Origin of the sequence: Allobosea sp. (assembly GCF_036675845.1) — a bacterium.
Classification (GTDB): Bacteria; Pseudomonadota; Alphaproteobacteria; order Rhizobiales; family Beijerinckiaceae; genus Allobosea.
In genome coordinates this window covers 1-15,178 of the sequence record NZ_JAKFED010000154.1, presented here as the reverse complement: position 1 = coordinate 15,178, position 15,178 = coordinate 1, and the positions used below count along the sequence as shown (strand labels likewise).

16 protein-coding genes are annotated in these 15,178 nt (G+C 66.9%); 8 read left to right on the top strand and 8 right to left on the bottom strand.

Features of this window, described 5'->3' with window-relative positions:
• Nucleotides 1-34 precede the first annotated feature (34 nt).
• Nucleotides 35-274 carry a hypothetical protein gene (locus V6M56_RS17345; RefSeq protein WP_332685410.1) on the top strand — a complete coding sequence of 80 codons (240 nt, stop codon included), beginning with the start codon at nucleotides 35-37 and terminating at the stop codon, nucleotides 272-274.
• A gap of 4 nt (nucleotides 275-278) precedes the next feature.
• Here V6M56_RS17345 and V6M56_RS17340 read toward each other — a convergent pair whose 3' ends face one another.
• The 3 genes from V6M56_RS17340 to V6M56_RS17330 form a co-directional block, all read right to left on the bottom strand.
• Nucleotides 279-644, bottom strand: a complete 366-nt coding sequence (locus tag V6M56_RS17340; RefSeq protein ID WP_332685409.1) for a DUF1850 domain-containing protein — start codon at nucleotides 642-644, stop codon at nucleotides 279-281.
• Entirely contained in the window at nucleotides 641-2,947 is a 2,307-nt protein-coding gene (locus V6M56_RS17335) for a TRAP transporter permease (RefSeq protein ID WP_332685408.1), read from the bottom strand. Before V6M56_RS17335 ends, V6M56_RS17340 begins: the two co-directional genes overlap by 4 nt.
• A gap of 113 nt (nucleotides 2,948-3,060) precedes the next feature.
• Nucleotides 3,061-4,029, bottom strand: coding sequence for a TAXI family TRAP transporter solute-binding subunit (locus V6M56_RS17330; protein WP_332685407.1), 969 nt, complete (start codon nucleotides 4,027-4,029; stop codon nucleotides 3,061-3,063).
• Between the two features lie 236 nt (nucleotides 4,030-4,265).
• Here V6M56_RS17330 and V6M56_RS17325 point away from each other — a divergent pair, with 236 nt between their 5' ends.
• Nucleotides 4,266-5,888, top strand: a complete 1,623-nt coding sequence (locus V6M56_RS17325; RefSeq protein WP_332685406.1) for an OpgD/OpgG family glucan biosynthesis protein — start codon at nucleotides 4,266-4,268, stop codon at nucleotides 5,886-5,888.
• A gap of 3 nt (nucleotides 5,889-5,891) precedes the next feature.
• Here the strand turns inward: V6M56_RS17325 and V6M56_RS17320 are convergent, their stop codons facing one another.
• The 5 genes from V6M56_RS17320 to V6M56_RS17300 all read right to left on the bottom strand — a co-directional run bounded on the left by V6M56_RS17320 (nucleotide 5,892) and on the right by V6M56_RS17300 (nucleotide 10,465).
• The gene (locus V6M56_RS17320) at nucleotides 5,892-6,251 is read right to left on the bottom strand and encodes a cytochrome C oxidase subunit IV family protein (protein ID WP_332685405.1); all 360 of its coding nucleotides are present in this window, start codon (nucleotides 6,249-6,251) and stop codon (nucleotides 5,892-5,894) included.
• A gap of 7 nt (nucleotides 6,252-6,258) precedes the next feature.
• The gene (locus tag V6M56_RS17315) at nucleotides 6,259-6,981 is read right to left on the bottom strand and encodes a heme-copper oxidase subunit III family protein (protein WP_332685404.1); all 723 of its coding nucleotides are present in this window, start codon (nucleotides 6,979-6,981) and stop codon (nucleotides 6,259-6,261) included.
• A 76-nt stretch (nucleotides 6,982-7,057) separates the two neighbouring features.
• Nucleotides 7,058-7,756 (bottom strand): cytochrome c oxidase subunit 3, encoded by a 699-nt coding sequence (locus tag V6M56_RS17310; RefSeq protein WP_332685403.1) that lies wholly within the window; start codon nucleotides 7,754-7,756, stop codon nucleotides 7,058-7,060.
• A complete protein-coding gene (gene ctaD / locus V6M56_RS17305; RefSeq protein WP_332685402.1) occupies nucleotides 7,753-9,543 on the bottom strand; it encodes a cytochrome c oxidase subunit I in 1,791 nt (596 codons plus the stop codon). The genes V6M56_RS17310 and ctaD overlap by 4 nt, the downstream gene beginning before the upstream one ends.
• Nucleotides 9,544-9,634: 91 nt before the next feature.
• Nucleotides 9,635-10,465 (bottom strand): cytochrome c oxidase subunit II, encoded by an 831-nt coding sequence (locus V6M56_RS17300; protein ID WP_332685401.1) that lies wholly within the window; start codon nucleotides 10,463-10,465, stop codon nucleotides 9,635-9,637.
• Nucleotides 10,466-10,901: 436 nt separating this feature from the next.
• Between V6M56_RS17300 and V6M56_RS17295 the strand changes: the two genes are divergently transcribed.
• From V6M56_RS17295 to V6M56_RS17270, 6 genes are all read left to right on the top strand, one after another.
• A complete protein-coding gene (locus tag V6M56_RS17295; protein ID WP_332685400.1) occupies nucleotides 10,902-11,768 on the top strand; it encodes a hypothetical protein in 867 nt (288 codons plus the stop codon).
• Nucleotides 11,769-11,898: 130 nt separating this feature from the next.
• The gene (locus V6M56_RS17290; RefSeq protein ID WP_332685399.1) at nucleotides 11,899-12,042 is read left to right on the top strand and encodes a hypothetical protein; all 144 of its coding nucleotides are present in this window, start codon (nucleotides 11,899-11,901) and stop codon (nucleotides 12,040-12,042) included.
• A gap of 11 nt (nucleotides 12,043-12,053) precedes the next feature.
• Entirely contained in the window at nucleotides 12,054-12,788 is a 735-nt protein-coding gene (gene aztA, locus V6M56_RS17285; protein WP_332685398.1) for a zinc ABC transporter ATP-binding protein AztA, read from the top strand.
• Between the two features lie 157 nt (nucleotides 12,789-12,945).
• Complete coding sequence (locus V6M56_RS17280) at nucleotides 12,946-13,827, top strand: metal ABC transporter permease (protein WP_332685397.1); 882 nt, start codon at nucleotides 12,946-12,948, stop codon at nucleotides 13,825-13,827.
• Nucleotides 13,828-13,864: 37 nt separating this feature from the next.
• On the top strand, nucleotides 13,865-14,779 hold the full coding sequence (locus V6M56_RS17275; protein WP_332685396.1) for a metal ABC transporter substrate-binding protein: 915 nt from the start codon (nucleotides 13,865-13,867) through the stop codon (nucleotides 14,777-14,779).
• Between the two features lie 191 nt (nucleotides 14,780-14,970).
• Nucleotides 14,971-15,178, top strand: a 208-nt coding sequence (locus V6M56_RS17270; protein ID WP_332685395.1) for a CobW family GTP-binding protein, incomplete at its 3' end; no start/stop codon positions are given.

The following is a 15,178-nucleotide window of genomic DNA, read 5'->3' as shown; positions in this document are numbered from 1 at the left end:
AGGCGGTCAGCGCATAAGACCGAGGAATGGAAGCATGGCCGCAGGGCGTACCAACTGGCGCAACGTGATCCTCGTGGTCTCGCTCGGGATCCTGATCGCGGTCGAGCTCTTCGGCGTGGCCCTGGCTTCGGGCTGGGCGCTCGCCGGCATGTTCGAGCTCGGCCATATCGTCGCCTATGTGCTGATGGCGCTGTTCTCGGGCTTCGCCGCCTATGGCATGCTCGTTTTCATGCGCCGCGTGGTGAAGATCGAGCGCCTGACCAGCCGCGGCTGAGCCGTCACGGGCAGGGCTTCAGCACCACCGGATCGGCCTCGGCGGGAACCAGCTCGCCCATCGACCTGCAGGCGCTTGCGATGCAGACCCGCCAGTCGGCCGTGGCGCCGGAGCGGCGCATCACGACCTCGTGCAATGCCGGCAATTGCGGGCGCCAGCGCCAGAAGCCGTCGACCAGCTTCGCCCCCTCGGGCGGGTCCATGCCGGCGCCCGAGCCCTGGACCCGCGCCTCGGCGAGGACGAGCCCGTCCGGGCTCTCGCGCCAGACCTCCTCCCAGAGCGTCTTCTCCACCGAATGGCGCCAGCCCAGCGTGATCTCGCTCGCGCCGAGCGGCACGAGCAGCGCCCCGGCGGCGAGGCAGAGGCTCACGCCGGGTGCGCCGTCGCCCGGGCGCGCCAGACATGCTGGCCGATCAAGACGGCGGCCAGGGCAAAGCCGATCTCGTCGGTGAGCGGGACCGCCGCGACGAGGAGGCCGGCGGCCAGGGCGGCGAGGACACGCTCCCAGAGGGCCAGCGGCTTCTGCAGGTAGCCGATGAAGGCCGCGCCCCACAGGATCATGGCGAGCGTCGCCTTGACCACGATATAGGCGACGGCGAACCAGTAGTTCGCGCCGGAGAGGCCGGCGACCGGCTGGAGCATCAGCGTCGGGTCATAGACCGCCATATAGGGCACGACGAAGCCGGGCAGGGCGATCTTCACCGCCTGCACGCCGATCTTCATGCCCGAGACCTTGGCCATCGGCGCGGCGGCGAAGGCGGCGAGCGCGACCGGGGGCGTCAGGTCGGCCATGATGCCGAAATAGAACACGAACATGTGGCTGACGATCAGCGGCACGTCGAGCTGCAGCAGGATCGGCGCGGCGAGCGAGGAGGTGATGATGTAGTTCGGGATCGTCGGGATGCCCATGCCGAGGATCAGGCTGAAGATCATGGTCAGCACCAGCGCCAGGAACATCGAGCTCTTGCCGATGCCGATCAGCCAGGAGCCGAAGATCGTGCCGATACCGGTCAGCGTCATCGTGCCGATGACGATGCCGACAAGGGCGCAGGCGAGGCCGACCGGCAGGGCCTGGCGGGCGCCGTCGGCAAGAGCCTCGACACAGCTCGTCAGCACCTCGCGGCCGGTGGCGCCGCGCAGCACGTTCCAGAGCACCAGGGCGAGCACCACCATCAGCACCGTCGCCATGCTGATCGTCATCGAGGCGGCCGAGATCAGCGCGAAGCCGACCCAGAAGACGATGCGCAAGGCGGGCGTGCCGAGCCCGGTCGAGATCGCCAAGGCGAGGATGAGCGCGACCGTCAGCGCGAGCCCGATCGCGCCGGCGAAGAGCGGCGTGAAACCGGCGAAGAGCAGGTAGACCAGGACGAGCAGCGGCGCGATCAGGTACCAGCTCTTGCGGATTTCGGCGCGCGCGCTCGGCAGCTCCGACTTCGGCAGGCCGTGCAGGCCGAGCTTGCCGGCCTCGAGATGCACCGCCCAGTAGCAGGCGGCGAAATAGAGCAGCGCCGGGATGATCGCGGCCTCGACGATCTTGGTGTAGGGCACGTCGATGGTCTCGGCCATGATGAAGGCGACGGCGCCCATGACCGGCGGCATGATCTGGCCGCCCATGGAGGATGTCGCCTCGACGCCGCCGGCAAAGGCGCCGTTGAAGCCGGAGCGCTTCATCAGGGGGATGGTGAACTGGCCCGAGGCGACGACATTGGCGACGCCGGAGCCGGAAACCGTGCCCATCAGCGCCGAGGAGGCGACGCAGACCTTGCCGGGCCCGCCCTGCTTGCCGCCGAACACCGCCATCGAGATGTCGTTGAAGAAGTCGATGACGCCGGCGCGCTCCATGAAGGCGCCGAACAGGATGAACAGGAAGATGAAGGTCGCCGAGACGGCGGTCGGCGTCGAGTAGAGCCCCTCCGTGCCGAAGGCCATCTGCTCGACGACCTGGTCGAGGCCGTAGCCGCGGTGGTCGAAGGGCGCCGGCAGGTACTGTCCGAAGAAGCAATAGGCCAGGAAAGTGCCGGCGACGAGCGGCAGCGCGATGCCCATCGCCCGCCAGACCAGCAGGAACAGCACGGCGAGCGCCGTCAGGCCGACGGCCATGTCGAGCGCCGTCAGGTCGCCGGCCCGGTTCACCAGCTCATTGTAGTTCCACCAGTGATAGAGGCCGACGGCGAAGCCGAGCGTCCCGGCGACCCACCAGAAGAGGCGGCCCGCCGGCGAGGTCTCGTCGGCATTGGCGAGCAGCCCGCAGGCGGTCAGGCAGAGGAAGCCGACATGGACCGTGCGCAGCACCTGGTTTGGCAAGGTGCCGGTATAGAGCGAGACCAGTTCGAAGGCGCCGAAGAGGGCCAGGAAGGCGATGGCCGCCTCGATGTTCGGCCGGCCGCGGGCGGCGCCGAGCAGGATCCAGCCGAGCCAGAGCGCGAAGGCGACCCGGATCACGAGGATCGGGGTCAGCCAGGAGATCGAGGGGACGATCCGGAAATCGAGCGGGATGCCGAAGGCGGTGACGATCTGGAACGCCGAGAAAGCCACCGCGATCCAGAACAGCAGGCGGCCCTTCCAGCCCTCGCCGAAAGTGGCCGGAAGGCCATGCTCGGGATCATAGGGGGCGGCCTGCGGGGCGCCGGCGACATCCGGTACGGCCAGGGGCCTGCTGGCTTGCGTGCTCATTCGTCGTTCCCCGTCATCGTCGCGCTCGCGGCGCGATCTTGCATGCTTGTCTTCGTGAAAAAAGGCGAGGCCGGACTGACCGGCCTCGCCTGGCTATTCGCCGCTCCGGCGGATCAGGAGCCGGTCTTCAGGCCCTTTTCCTTGAGATAGCGCGCGGCGCCGGGATGCAGCGGCACAGGCATGCCGTCAAGCGCGTTCTCAAGCTTGATCGAGCGCGCGGCGGCGTGGGCGGCGCCGAGATCGGAGAGGTTCTCGAAGATCGCCTTGGTCATCTGGTAGACCGTCTCCTCCTTCATCCCCTCATGGGTGACGAGGTAGTTGACCACGGCGGCGGCCGGCACGGCGGCGGTCTGGCCGGTATAGGTGTTGGCCGGGATCGAGACCTTGATGAAGGGCGGGCCGGCCTTGTCGACGACGGCGGCCGGCACCTCGACCACGGTGATCTCGACCGAGGTCGAGAGGTCGCGCAGCGAGGCGACGCCGAGGCCGGCCGATTGCAGCGTGGCATCGAGCTGGCGGTTCTTCATCAGCTCGACCGATTCGGCGAAGGGCAGGTACTCGATCTTGCCGAGGTCCTTGTAGGACAGGCCGGCCGCCGCGAGGATGGCGCGGGCGTTGAGCTCGGTGCCGGATTTCGGCGCGCCGACCGAGAGGCGCTTGCCCTTGAGGTCGGCGAGCGTCTTGATGCCGCTATCCTTCGAGGCGACGATCTGGATGTAGTTCGGGTAGATCGCGGTGATGCCGCGCAGCTTCTTCAGCGGCGTCTTGAAGCCGGCCTCCTCGTCGCCCTTCCAGGCCGCATCGAGGGAATCGCCGAGCGTGAAGGCGATCTCGCCCTTGCCCTGCTGGAGTAGCTGCAGGTTCTCGACCGAGGCCTTGGTGGCCTGCACGGTCGGGCGGACATTCGGGACCTTCTCGCCATAGATCTTCGAGAGCGCCACGCCGAGCGGATAGTAGACGCCCGAGGTGCCGCCGGTGAGCACATTGATGAATTCCTGCGCCTGCGCGCCCGCAGGTGCGGCGGCGAGTGCGAAAGCAGTGGCGATGCCGGCCAAGGCCCGGCCGCTGAACAGCGTCTTCATGGTTCCTCCCGAAACGGTTCCCGCGCTTCGACGAGCCGGGCTGCCGCTGTTGTAGGCTGCTTGCCGGCCGGAAGGGAAGCCGGGCCGAAGGGCTAAGCCGCGGAATGCCCGCTTAAGGCGCGATTTTCGCCCTGCTCCCGACAGAAAGCAGCGGTGATTGCCCTGACCGGCTGGACAGGCTAGCCGGAGGACACCATCTGCACATCCGCCCATAGCCGCCACGGAGCGCCCATCCGATGCATTCGCAGAAGCCGAACCCGCCTTCGATCGACCGTCGCCTGCTCCTCGCCGGGGCGGCTGGAACGGCCGCGCTGGCAGCGCTCGGCTTCGCCGGCCCGGCGCTGGCGCAGCAGGGGCTGAAGCTCGGCCAGTCCGAGGCGTTCAGCTTCGAGGGCCTTAAGGCACGCGCCCGCGACCTCGCGGGCAAACCCTATGTCGCGCCGCCCAATCCCAAGCCCGAGGTGCTGGAGAAGATCGACTACGACGCCCATGGCAAGATCCGCTTCAAGCCGGGGATGGCGCTGTGGGCGCAGGGGCCTTCGCCCTGGCCGGTGACCTTCTTCCATCTCGGCCGCTATTTCCAGAAGCCGGTGCGCATGCATGTCCTCGACGGCGGCAAGGCGCGCGAGATCGTCTACGACGAGAGCTATTTCGAGATGCCGGCCGATTCCCCGGCCAAGCAATTGCCGCCCGGGGCGGGCTTTGCCGGCTTCCGTTTCCAGGAGAGCCGCTCCGGCCATCCCGGCCGCAAGGGCGAGAAGCTCGACTGGCAGAAGAACGACTGGGTCGCCTTCCTCGGCGCCTCCTATTTCCGCGCCATCGGCGAGCTCTACCAGTACGGGCTGTCGGCGCGTGGCCTGGCGATCGACCCGGCGGTCGGCGGCAGGACGGAGGAGTTCCCGGACTTCACCCATGTCTGGCTCGAGACGCCGCAGGCGGCTGCCGAGCATGTCGTCGTCTACGCGCTCTTGTCGGGGCCGAGCGTCGCCGGCGCCTTCCGCTTCCGCATGCATCGCAGCAAGGGGGTGGTGATGGAGATCGAGCAGGAGCTGCACCTGCGCCAGGATGTCGAGCGGCTCGGCATCGCCCCGCTGACCTCGATGTACTGGTATTCCGAGAAGGCCAAGGCGACGGCGGTCGACTGGCGGCCGGAAGTGCATGATTCCGACGGGCTGGCGCTGTGGACCGGCAGCGGCGAGCGCGCCTGGCGCCCGCTCAACAATCCCTCGCGGACGACCGCCTCGGCCTTCGTCGACGAGAATCCGCGCGGCTTCGGGCTGATGCAGCGCGACCGCGAGTTCGGCCACTACATGGACGGCGTCTTCTACGAGCGCCGGCCCAGCCTGTGGATCGAGACCCTCGGCCAATGGGGCAAGGGTTCGGTGCAACTGATCGAGATCCCGACCGACGACGAGATCCACGACAACATCGTGGCGATGTGGGTGCCGCAGGAGGCGGCGAAGGCGGGCAGCACCTTCGGCTTCCGCTACCGCCTGCACTGGCTCGCCGACGAGCCCTTCCCGTCGCCGCTCGGCCGCGTCGTCGCGACCCGCATGGGCAATGGCGGCCAGCCCGGCACGGTGCGGCCGAAGGGCGTGCGCAAGTTCATGGTCGAGTTCAGGGGGCCGGCGCTCGAGACGATCCCCTTCGGCGTCAAGCCGGAGGTGGTGCTTTCGAGCTCGCGCGGCGCCTTTTCCTACATCTTCGCCGAGGCCGTGCCGAACGACGTGCCGGGCCATTGGCGGGCCCAGTTCGACCTGACCGTCGAAGGCACGGAGCCGGTCGAGATGCGCTGCTTCCTGCGCGGCGGCGACACGGTGCTGACCGAGACCTGGATGTATCAGTACCTGCCGGCTTGAGCCTCAGCCGTCGGGGCCGAGGAACGTCGTCCGCATGAAAAGCGTGTAGTTGGACTCGGCCACCATCAGCGCGACGAAGACCAGCACGGCCAGCGGCGGCAGCAGGATGGCGTAGGTCAGCGCCAGCCGCTCCCAGGCCATGTGCATGAAGACGGCTACGATCAGGCCCGCCTTCAGCGTCATGAAGAGCAGGATCAGCGACCATCTGAGATAGCCCTGGAAATGGAAGTAATCGACCAGATAGGAGAACAGGCTGAGCACGAACAGCCAGCCCCAGACCACCAGATAGAGCTTGATCGGATGGTGCTGGCCTTCGGCAGGCGTCCCGGTCGCCGCCATTCCATGCGTGGTTGTCTGCTCCATGTCGACCTCACCAGAGATAGAACAGCGCGAAGATGAAGACCCAGACCAGGTCGACGAAGTGCCAGTACAGGCCGAGGATCTCGACGCTCTCGTAGCGACCTTTCCGGCTCGTGAAGAAGCCGCGCGCCTCGTGATCGTAATCGCCGCGCCAGACCTTCCGCGCGACGATGAGCAGGAAGATCACGCCGATCGTCACATGGGTGCCGTGGAAACCGGTGATCATGAAGAAGCTCGAGCCGAATTGCGCCGCGCCCCAGGGGTTCTCCCAGGGCCGCACGCCCTCCGAGATCAGCTTGCTCCATTCGAAGGCCTGCATGCCGACGAAGGTGGCGCCGAGCACCGCGGTCAGCAGCAGCAGGACGGCGGTCCTGGTCCGGTCGCGCCGGTAGCCGAAATTCACGGCCATCGCCATCGTGCCGCTGCTGCTGATCAGCACGAAGGTCATGATCGCGATCAGGATCAGCGGCATCTCGGTGCCGCCGATATGCAGCGCGAAGACCTTGCTCGGATTGGGCCATGGCACGGTCGTCGACATCCGCGTGGTCATGTAGGCCAGCAGGAAGCAGCTGAAGATGAAGACGTCGCTGAGGAGGAAGATCCACATCATGGCCTTGCCCCAGGAGACGTTCTTGAACGCCCGCTGATCGGAGGCCCAGTCGGCGGCGATGCCGCGCCAGCCCCCGGGGCGGGGGATCACAGCCTGCGCTTGCTTCAACGCCGTGTCGTTCATCCGCCTTCGTCCTTCTTCAGGATCCGCCGGCAAACCCCGCTTGCGTCACGCCCTCCGCGAGTCCTGCGACGATACGCTAAGTCAGAAGCTGACGACAGATCGCGACGAAGTCGTCGACCCAGTGCATCAGCAGGCTGAACAGGAGCAGCCAGATCAGGAGCAGAGCGTGCCAGTAGATGGTGCAGAGCTCGACGCTCAAGCGCACGTCCCGCGCCTCGGCCCGGCCCCAGGCCCTGGCGCCGGTCCGCGCGAGCGCGACGAGGCCTCCGAGCAGGTGCAGCGCATGGAGCGCGGTGATCAGGTAGAAGAAGGCGTTGGCCGGATTGCTGGTGAGGAAATAGCCGGCATCGCTGAGCTGGCGCCAGGCCATGAGCTGGCCGGCAAGGAAGACGACAGCGGACACGCCGCTGCCGAGCAGGCCGGCCCGGACGCCGTCGATATCGTCGCGCCGCGCCGAATTCCACGCCCATTGCAGCGCGATGCTGCTCAGGACCAGCGCGCCCGTATTGATCCAGAGCAGCGATGGCGTCGGCAGGGCGCGCCAATCGACCATGTCGCGGCGCATGAGATAGGCGCTGACGAGCAGGGCGAAGAGGGCGCCGACGACGGCGAGGAAGATGCAGAGCCCGATCTTCGCCGTCGGGATCGGCGCTGCGTCGTCGAGATCGGCGGCAAGCCCTTCCTCCAGCCACGGCTTGGACATGAGCTGCCCGTGCCGCAGCCACCATGCGGCGATGGCCAGCACGCCCGCCAGGAAGGCCAGGGTGACGCTCATGACGCGGCCGCATGCGCCGTCCGGGCGGATGGCGGCTCGTTCTGCGGGATGAAGTCGCGGTCGGCTCCGGGCACGCTGTATTCATAGGCCCAGCGATAGACCACCGGCAGTTCCTTGCCCCAGTTGCCATGCGCCGGCGGGGTTTGCGGCGTCTGCCATTCCAGCGTCGTCGCCCGCCAGGGATTGCCGTCGGCGATGCTGCCGCGGCGCAGGCTCCAGGCCATGTTGAACAGGAAGATCAGCTGCGCTGCACCGACGATCAGCGCCATGATCGAGATGAAGGCGTTCAGCGAATGGGCCGAGTCGGGGATGAAGGAGGTCTGGCCGATATCGTGATAGCGCCGCGGCATGCCGAGCAGCCCGAGATAGTGCATCGGGAAGAAGATCGCGTAGGCGCCGAGGAAGGTGACCCAGAAATGCAGCTTGCCGAGCGCATCGTTGAACATCCGCCCGGTGATCTTGGGGTACCAGTGATAGATCGCGCCGAACACGACCATGATCGGCGCGAGACCCATCACCATGTGGAAATGCGCGACGACGAACATCGTGTCGGAGAGCGGCACGTCGACCACGACATTGCCGAGGAACAGGCCGGTCAGCCCGCCATTGACGAAGGTCACGATGAAGCCGAGCGCGAACAGCATCGGCACGGTCAGGTGGATGTCGCCGCGCCAGAGGGTCAGGACCCAGTTATAGACCTTGATGGCGGTCGGGATCGCGATGATCAGCGTCGTCGTGGCGAAGAAGAAGCCGAAATAGGGATGCATGCCGCTGACATACATGTGGTGCGCCCAGACGACGAAGCTGAGCGCGCCGATCCCGACGATCGCCCAGACCATCATGCGGTAGCCGAAGATGTTCTTGCGGGCATGGGTGCTGATCAGGTCGGAGACCATGCCGAAGGCGGGCAGCGCGACGATGTAGACCTCGGGATGGCCGAAGAACCAGAACAGGTGCTGGAACAGGATCGGGCTGCCGCCGCGATGGTTCATCTGCTCGCCCATCGAGATCAGCGTCGGCATGAAGAAACTGGTGCCGAGCAGCCGGTCGAACAGCAGCATCACGCAGGCCACGAACAGCGCGGGAAAGGCGAGCAGCGCCATGACGGTCGCGGTGAAGATACCCCAGACCGTGAGCGGCAGGCGCATCAGGGTCATCCCGCGGGTGCGCCCCTGCAGCACGGTCACGACATAGTTCAGCCCGCCCATGGTGAAGCCGATGATGAACAGGATCAGCGAGACGAGCATCAGCGTGATGCCCCAGTCCTGCCCCGGCGTGCCGGCGGTGATGACCTGCGGCGGATAGAGCGTCCAGCCGCCGCCCGTCGGGCCGCCCGGCACGAAGAAGCTCGCCACCAGCACCAGCACCGCGAGCAGGTAGATCCAGTAGCTCAGCATGTTGACATAGGGGAACACCATGTCCCGGGCCCCGACCATCAGCGGGATCAGGTAATTGCCGAAGCCGCCGAGGAAGAGCGCGGTGAGCAGGTAGATCACCATGATCATGCCGTGCATGGTGATCAGCTGCAGATACTGGGCCGGGTCGATGAAGGAGAAGACGCCGGGGAAGCCGAGCTGCAGGCGCATCAGCCAGGACAGCACCAGCGCGACCAGGCCGATCGCCATCGCGGTCAGCGAATACTGGATCGCGATGACCTTGGCGTCCTGCGAGAAGACGTATTTCGTCCACCAGCTATGCGGATGGTAGAGCTCGACATCCCCGACCTCGGCGGGCGGAATCGCTACGCCGGCGTCGAAGGGACGACCGCCTGCAGGCAGATCAACCATCGTCATGCCTCCTCGCTCGCTTGCGGCGAGGCCCGATGAGGCGGAGCCCCGTCGCGCGGCAGGTGCGCCTCCTTGCGAGGTCGCCCTTGCCTCAGTCGGCGCCGTTGTCCTGCGCCGTTCTCGTCTTCGCCCGCCCCGACAGCTGCGCGAATGTCTGCTGCTGTTGCAGCCAGGCCTGGTAGGCGCCCTCCTCCTGGACGGTGACCTGCGCGCGCATCTGCGCATGGGCCAGGCCGCAGAGCTCGGCGCAGAGCACGTCGAAGGTTCCGGTCCGGGTCGGCGTGAACCAGAAATAGGTGACCGAGCCCGGCACCATGTCCATCTTCGCCCGGAATTCGGGCACGTAGAAATTATGCAGCACGTCGACGGAGCGCAGCAGCACCTTGACCGGCTTGCCGAGCGGGAGATGCAGGTCGCCGCCATCGATGACGACATCGTCCTGGCCGTTCTTGTCGTCGGGGTTCAGGCCGAGCGGGTTGTCGGCGCTGACATGGCGCACATCGGCGGTGCCCATGCGGCCGTCCTTGCCCGGCAGCCGGAAGCCCCAGCGCCATTGCTGGCCCATCACCTCGATCTCGGTGGCGTCGGCCGGTACCGTGACGAACTGGTGCCAGACGAACAGGCCGGGGATCAGCATCGCCGCGACGCCGACGCCGGTGCCCCCCGTCAGCCACCATTCGAGCTTGCGGTTCTCCGGTTCATAGGCCGCCTTGTGCCCGTCGCGATGGCGGAAGCGCAGCACGCAATAGGCCATGAAGGCGACGACCGCGAAGAACACCGCGCCGGTGATCCAGAAGGTGATGATGATCGTGTCGTCGATATAGCGCCAGTTCGAGGCGATCGGCGTCCACCACCACGGGCTCAGCACATGGAACAGCACCGAGCCGGCTGCAATCAGGAGCAGAATGATCGCCGTAGGCATCCCTCATCCATCCTTGCTACCAAGGCTGCGGATAAGAATTCAGAGGGCGGGGCCTGTCCCGATACCGGTGATCGAATTCACATTCGCCACCGTCTTGCTTCTTGCCTCGCCCTTTAGCCGGTCGCGACGTCGAGCTCTTACGGTTCATGCTTGCGGTCGCCGCATTCAGGCGGCCGCAAATCAGTATTCTTTCATCATCATGCCCGGCCGCCGCGGCTGTCAATAGACCGGCGGCGGGACCTGCCCTGGCGGCGGCGGCAAGGTCCCGGCCGCGACCGCGGTCGCGCCTTGACGTTACGGAATGAATGGCGCCATCATCTCGCTGTTGCACAGCGGGCCCCAGGAGGGATGACCAGCGCGCAACCTGCCGCTGCGCCCAGGGCCCGCGCAGCCCTCGCCGCTGCTCGGGCCGACAACCTGACAGGAGATGTCCCTCGTGTTCCAGAGTGTCTTGATCCGCGCTGCCGCCTTCGCCCTTGCCGTCTCGGCTCCGCAGCTTACTGCCGCCCAAGGCAGCATCGACAACAGTGCGCTCGAGAGTGCGCAGTTCCGGCCGCATGAGCGGACCTTCGGCCTGGTCTACACCCTGCCGGCGGAGATCAACGAGACACTGCAGGCCACCGTCGCCGGCCCGCTGACGGAGCAGCTTCTCACTCTCGGGCTGGAGACGGAAGCGATCCGCTCGAACATCCCGCACATCACGGTCGTCCATATCCACAATGCGGATCCGACAACGCCCGAGAAGATGCTGAAGGTGCTGCCCAAGCCGCCAGCGCCTCTCAACGTGACGCTGAAGCGCTTCTACACCACCGAAGCCGCCAAGGGGGCCGGGCAGCCCTGGTGGCTCGATCTCGGCGTCGTCAAGGAAGGCGCGGGCTTCGAGGCGATGATGGCCTACAACACCCAGGCGACCGCGGCGCTGGCGCCGCTGCGCGACGGGCCGTTGCCGCGCGTGACCGGGCCGGTCTTCGCGAAGATGGGCGATGCCGGCAAGGAGCTCGTCAAGACGCTCGGCGTCAGCGGCGTCAACGTCGTGAAGGACGGCAAGGAGCTGCGCACGCACAACCCCCACAACACGCTCGTCTACAGCACCAAGACGTTCACGCCCGAACTGGAGGCCGCGATGAACAAGCTCGCCGGACAGTTCAACCAGATCCTCCCGGATGGCATGCCCGCCAGCTTCAAGACCGTATCGATCGTCGAACTGGCCTTCTCCGGCAATGTCACCCGCGAGATCTACCGCATCGATCTCGAGAATGGCACGGTTCTGAACGTCGCCACCGGAAAGAGTGTTTCGCGCTGAACCCCCCAAGGCGGCCGGGAGCGGGCCCGCCTCGCTCCCGGCCGCGATGCGACGGCTGAGCCGAGGAAGCCCGACCTGTCCCCTGCGCGATGGCTTGCGCGGATTTCTTCGTAACATTATATCATTCGGAATGGCTCACAGGCACGCCCCTCACCATCCCCTCTCGGAAAGTCCCGGCTGGTCGCTGTTGCGGCTTTCAGCCGCCGGCAGGCTCGGGCTGGCGCTGGTCGCGATCGCCGCCTTGTGGGCCGCGACGCTCGCCGTCATCGCGTGAAGAGTAGCACCATGCCCGCCATCCGCTTCACCGACCTGACGCTCGGCTATGACCGGCACCCGGCGGTGCACCATGTCTCCGGCGAGATCGCGGAAGGCAGCCTGATCGCCATCGTCGGCCCCAACGGCGCCGGCAAGTCGACCTTGCTCAAGGGCATCGCCGGGGCGCTCTCGCCGCTCGGCGGCGCGATTTTGCTGCAAAAGGGCAAGCGCCTGGCCTATCTGCCGCAATCGGCCGAGCTCGACCGTTCCTTCCCGATCCATGTCTACGATCTCGTCGCGATGGGGCTGTGGAACGCCGCCGGCATCTTCGGCCGCATCGGCCTTGGCCAGCGCAGCCGCATCGAGGCGGCGATCGCGGCGGTCGGCCTGACCGGCTTCGAGCGCCGCAGCATCGGCACGCTCTCCGGCGGCCAGATGCAGCGCGCCTTGTTCGCCCGGCTGCTGCTGCAGGATGCCGACGTGATCCTGCTCGACGAGCCCTTCACCGCCATCGATGCCCGCACCACCGCCGACCTGCTGGCGCTGGTGCAGCGCTGGCATGGCGAGAAGCGCACCGTCGTCGCCGTGCTGCACGATATCGAGACGGTGAAGCGGGCCTTTCCACAGACCCTGCTGCTGGCGCGCGAGACGGTCGCCTGGGGCGAGACCGGCGAGGTTCTGACCGCCGGCAACCTGCTCAAGGCGAGGCGCATGGTCGAGGCCTTCGACAGCCACGCGCCGGCTTGCGAGCGCGACGCGGCCTGAAGGCAAGACCAACAATTCTTCAAGAAGGCACGTCATTCCGGGCGGAGCGAAGCGAAGACCCGGAATCCATCGTAGAGTGCTGACGCCCTTCGATGGATTCCGGATCGGCGCCGCTTACGCGGCTTGTCCGGAATGACGGCGAGGATGAGATTCGCCGATGTCCCTGCTCTACGACCTCTTCATCGGCCCCTTCGCCGAATTCGACTTCATGCGCCGGGCGCTGGTCGGCATCGTCGCGCTCTCGCTCTCGGGGGCGCCGGTCGGCGTCTTCCTGATGCTGCGGCGGATGAGCCTGACCGGCGACGCCATGGCGCATGCGATCCTGCCCGGCGCCGCGCTCGGCTATCTCGTCGCCGGCTTCTCGCTGCCGGCGATGACGATCGGCGGGCTTGCGGCGGGCTTTGCGGTGGCGCTCGCGGCCGGTGCGGTGGCGCGGCTGACGGTGCTGAAGGAGGATGCCTCGCTCGCCGCCTTCTACCTGATCTCGCTGGCGCTCGGCGTCACCATCGTCTCGCTGCGCGGCTCGGCCGTCGATCTCTTCCATGTCCTGTTCGGCAATGTGCTGGCACTCGACGACGATGTGCTGGTGCTGCTTTCCTCGGTCGCCAGCCTGACGCTGGCGACGCTGGCGCTGGCCTATCGGCCGCTGGTGATGGAATGCGTCGATCCGGGCTTCCTGCGCTCGGTCAGCCGCTCGGGCGGCTTCGTCCACCTGACCTTCCTCGGCCTCGTCGTGCTCAACCTCGTCGCCGGCTTCCACGCGCTCGGGACGCTGCTCGCGGTCGGGCTGATGATGCTGCCGGCTGCGGCTGCTCGCTTCTGGACGGCCGATATCACCCGGCTGATCCTGCTCGCCTGCGGGTTCGGCATGGTCTCCGGCTATGCCGGCCTCGTCGCCTCCTACGCTGCCGGCAGCAATCTTCCGGCCGGGCCGGCGGTCATCCTCGCTGCCGGTGTGCTCTATCTCGGCTCGCTGCTGTTCGGCTCGCAGGGCGGGCTGGCGCGCCGGCTCTTGCCTGCCGCCCACCTTCAGCGATAGTAATGTTATACTGTTTCAATTAACGCGAGAGCCAGCCATGCTGAACCGCCGTCTTCTCTTCCTTTCCGGCCTCCTGGCCGCGATCGGCCTGCCGTTGCCGGCGTTCGCCCAGGAGAAGCTTCCCGTCGTCGCCAGCTTCTCGATCCTCAGCGATTTCGTGCGCGAGGTCGGGGGGGAGCGCGTGGCGCTGACGACGCTGGTCGGGCCCGATGGCGATGCCCATGTCTATTCGCCGACCCCGGCCGACGCCAAGGCGATGGCGGCGGCGGAGCTGGTCGTCGTCAACGGGCTGAAATTCGAGGGCTGGCTGACCCGGCTGGTCAAATCCTCCGGCAGCAAGGCGCCCCTGGCGACGGCGACGGACGGCATCGTGCCGCTGAAGCTGCAGGCCGGTGACGGTCATGGCCATGGCGGCGGCGAGGACCCGCATGCCTGGCAGAGCGTCGCCAATGCCAAGATCTACGTCGCCAACATCCTGAGGGCGCTGAGCGCCGCCGACCCGGCGGGCAAGGCGAGCTTCGAGGCGAATGCGGCAGCTTATCTGGCGAAGCTCGAGGCGCTGGAGGGCGAGATCAAGGCCGCCATCGCCCGCATTCCGGCCGACCGGCGCAAGGCGATCACCTCGCATGACGCCTTCGGCTATTTCGCCAAGGCCTATGGCATCGCCTTCATCGCACCGCAGGGGGTCTCGACCGAAGCGGAGGCTTCCGCCCGGGATGTCGGGCGCATCATCCGGCAGGTGAAGGCGCAGAAGGTCCCGGCGGTCTTCCTCGAGAACATCAGCAATCCGCGCCTGATCGAGCAGATCGCGCGCGAGAGCGGCGCCAGGGTCGGCGGGCGGCTCTACTCCGATGCGCTCTCGGGCAGCGAAGGGCCGGCCGGGACTTACATCGCGATGATGAAACACAATATAAGCCAGATCGAAAAGGCGCTCGCCGCCGGCCCGGCCTGAGAGGCATATCGCACCAACCACGCCGTCATCCCGGACAAGCCGCGAAGCGGTGCAGCTCCGGGATCCATCGTAGAGCGCCGTTCCCTATGATGGATCCCGGATCTCCGCTTCGCTCCGTCCGGGATGACGGCGTGGTGGATATGTCTCCGGTCGCCGCCCGACCGAATCGCGAAGTGAATCAGGATCGACCCATGTCCGAAAAAATACCCGTCACGGTGCTCACCGGCTATCTCGGCGCCGGCAAGACCACGCTCCTCAACCGCATCCTGACCGAGGACCACGGCAAGAAATTCGCCGTGATCGTCAACGAGTTCGGCGAGACCGGCATCGATGGCGACCTCGTCGTCGGCGCCGACGAGGAAGTCTTCGAGATGAACAATGGCTGCATCTGCTGCACGG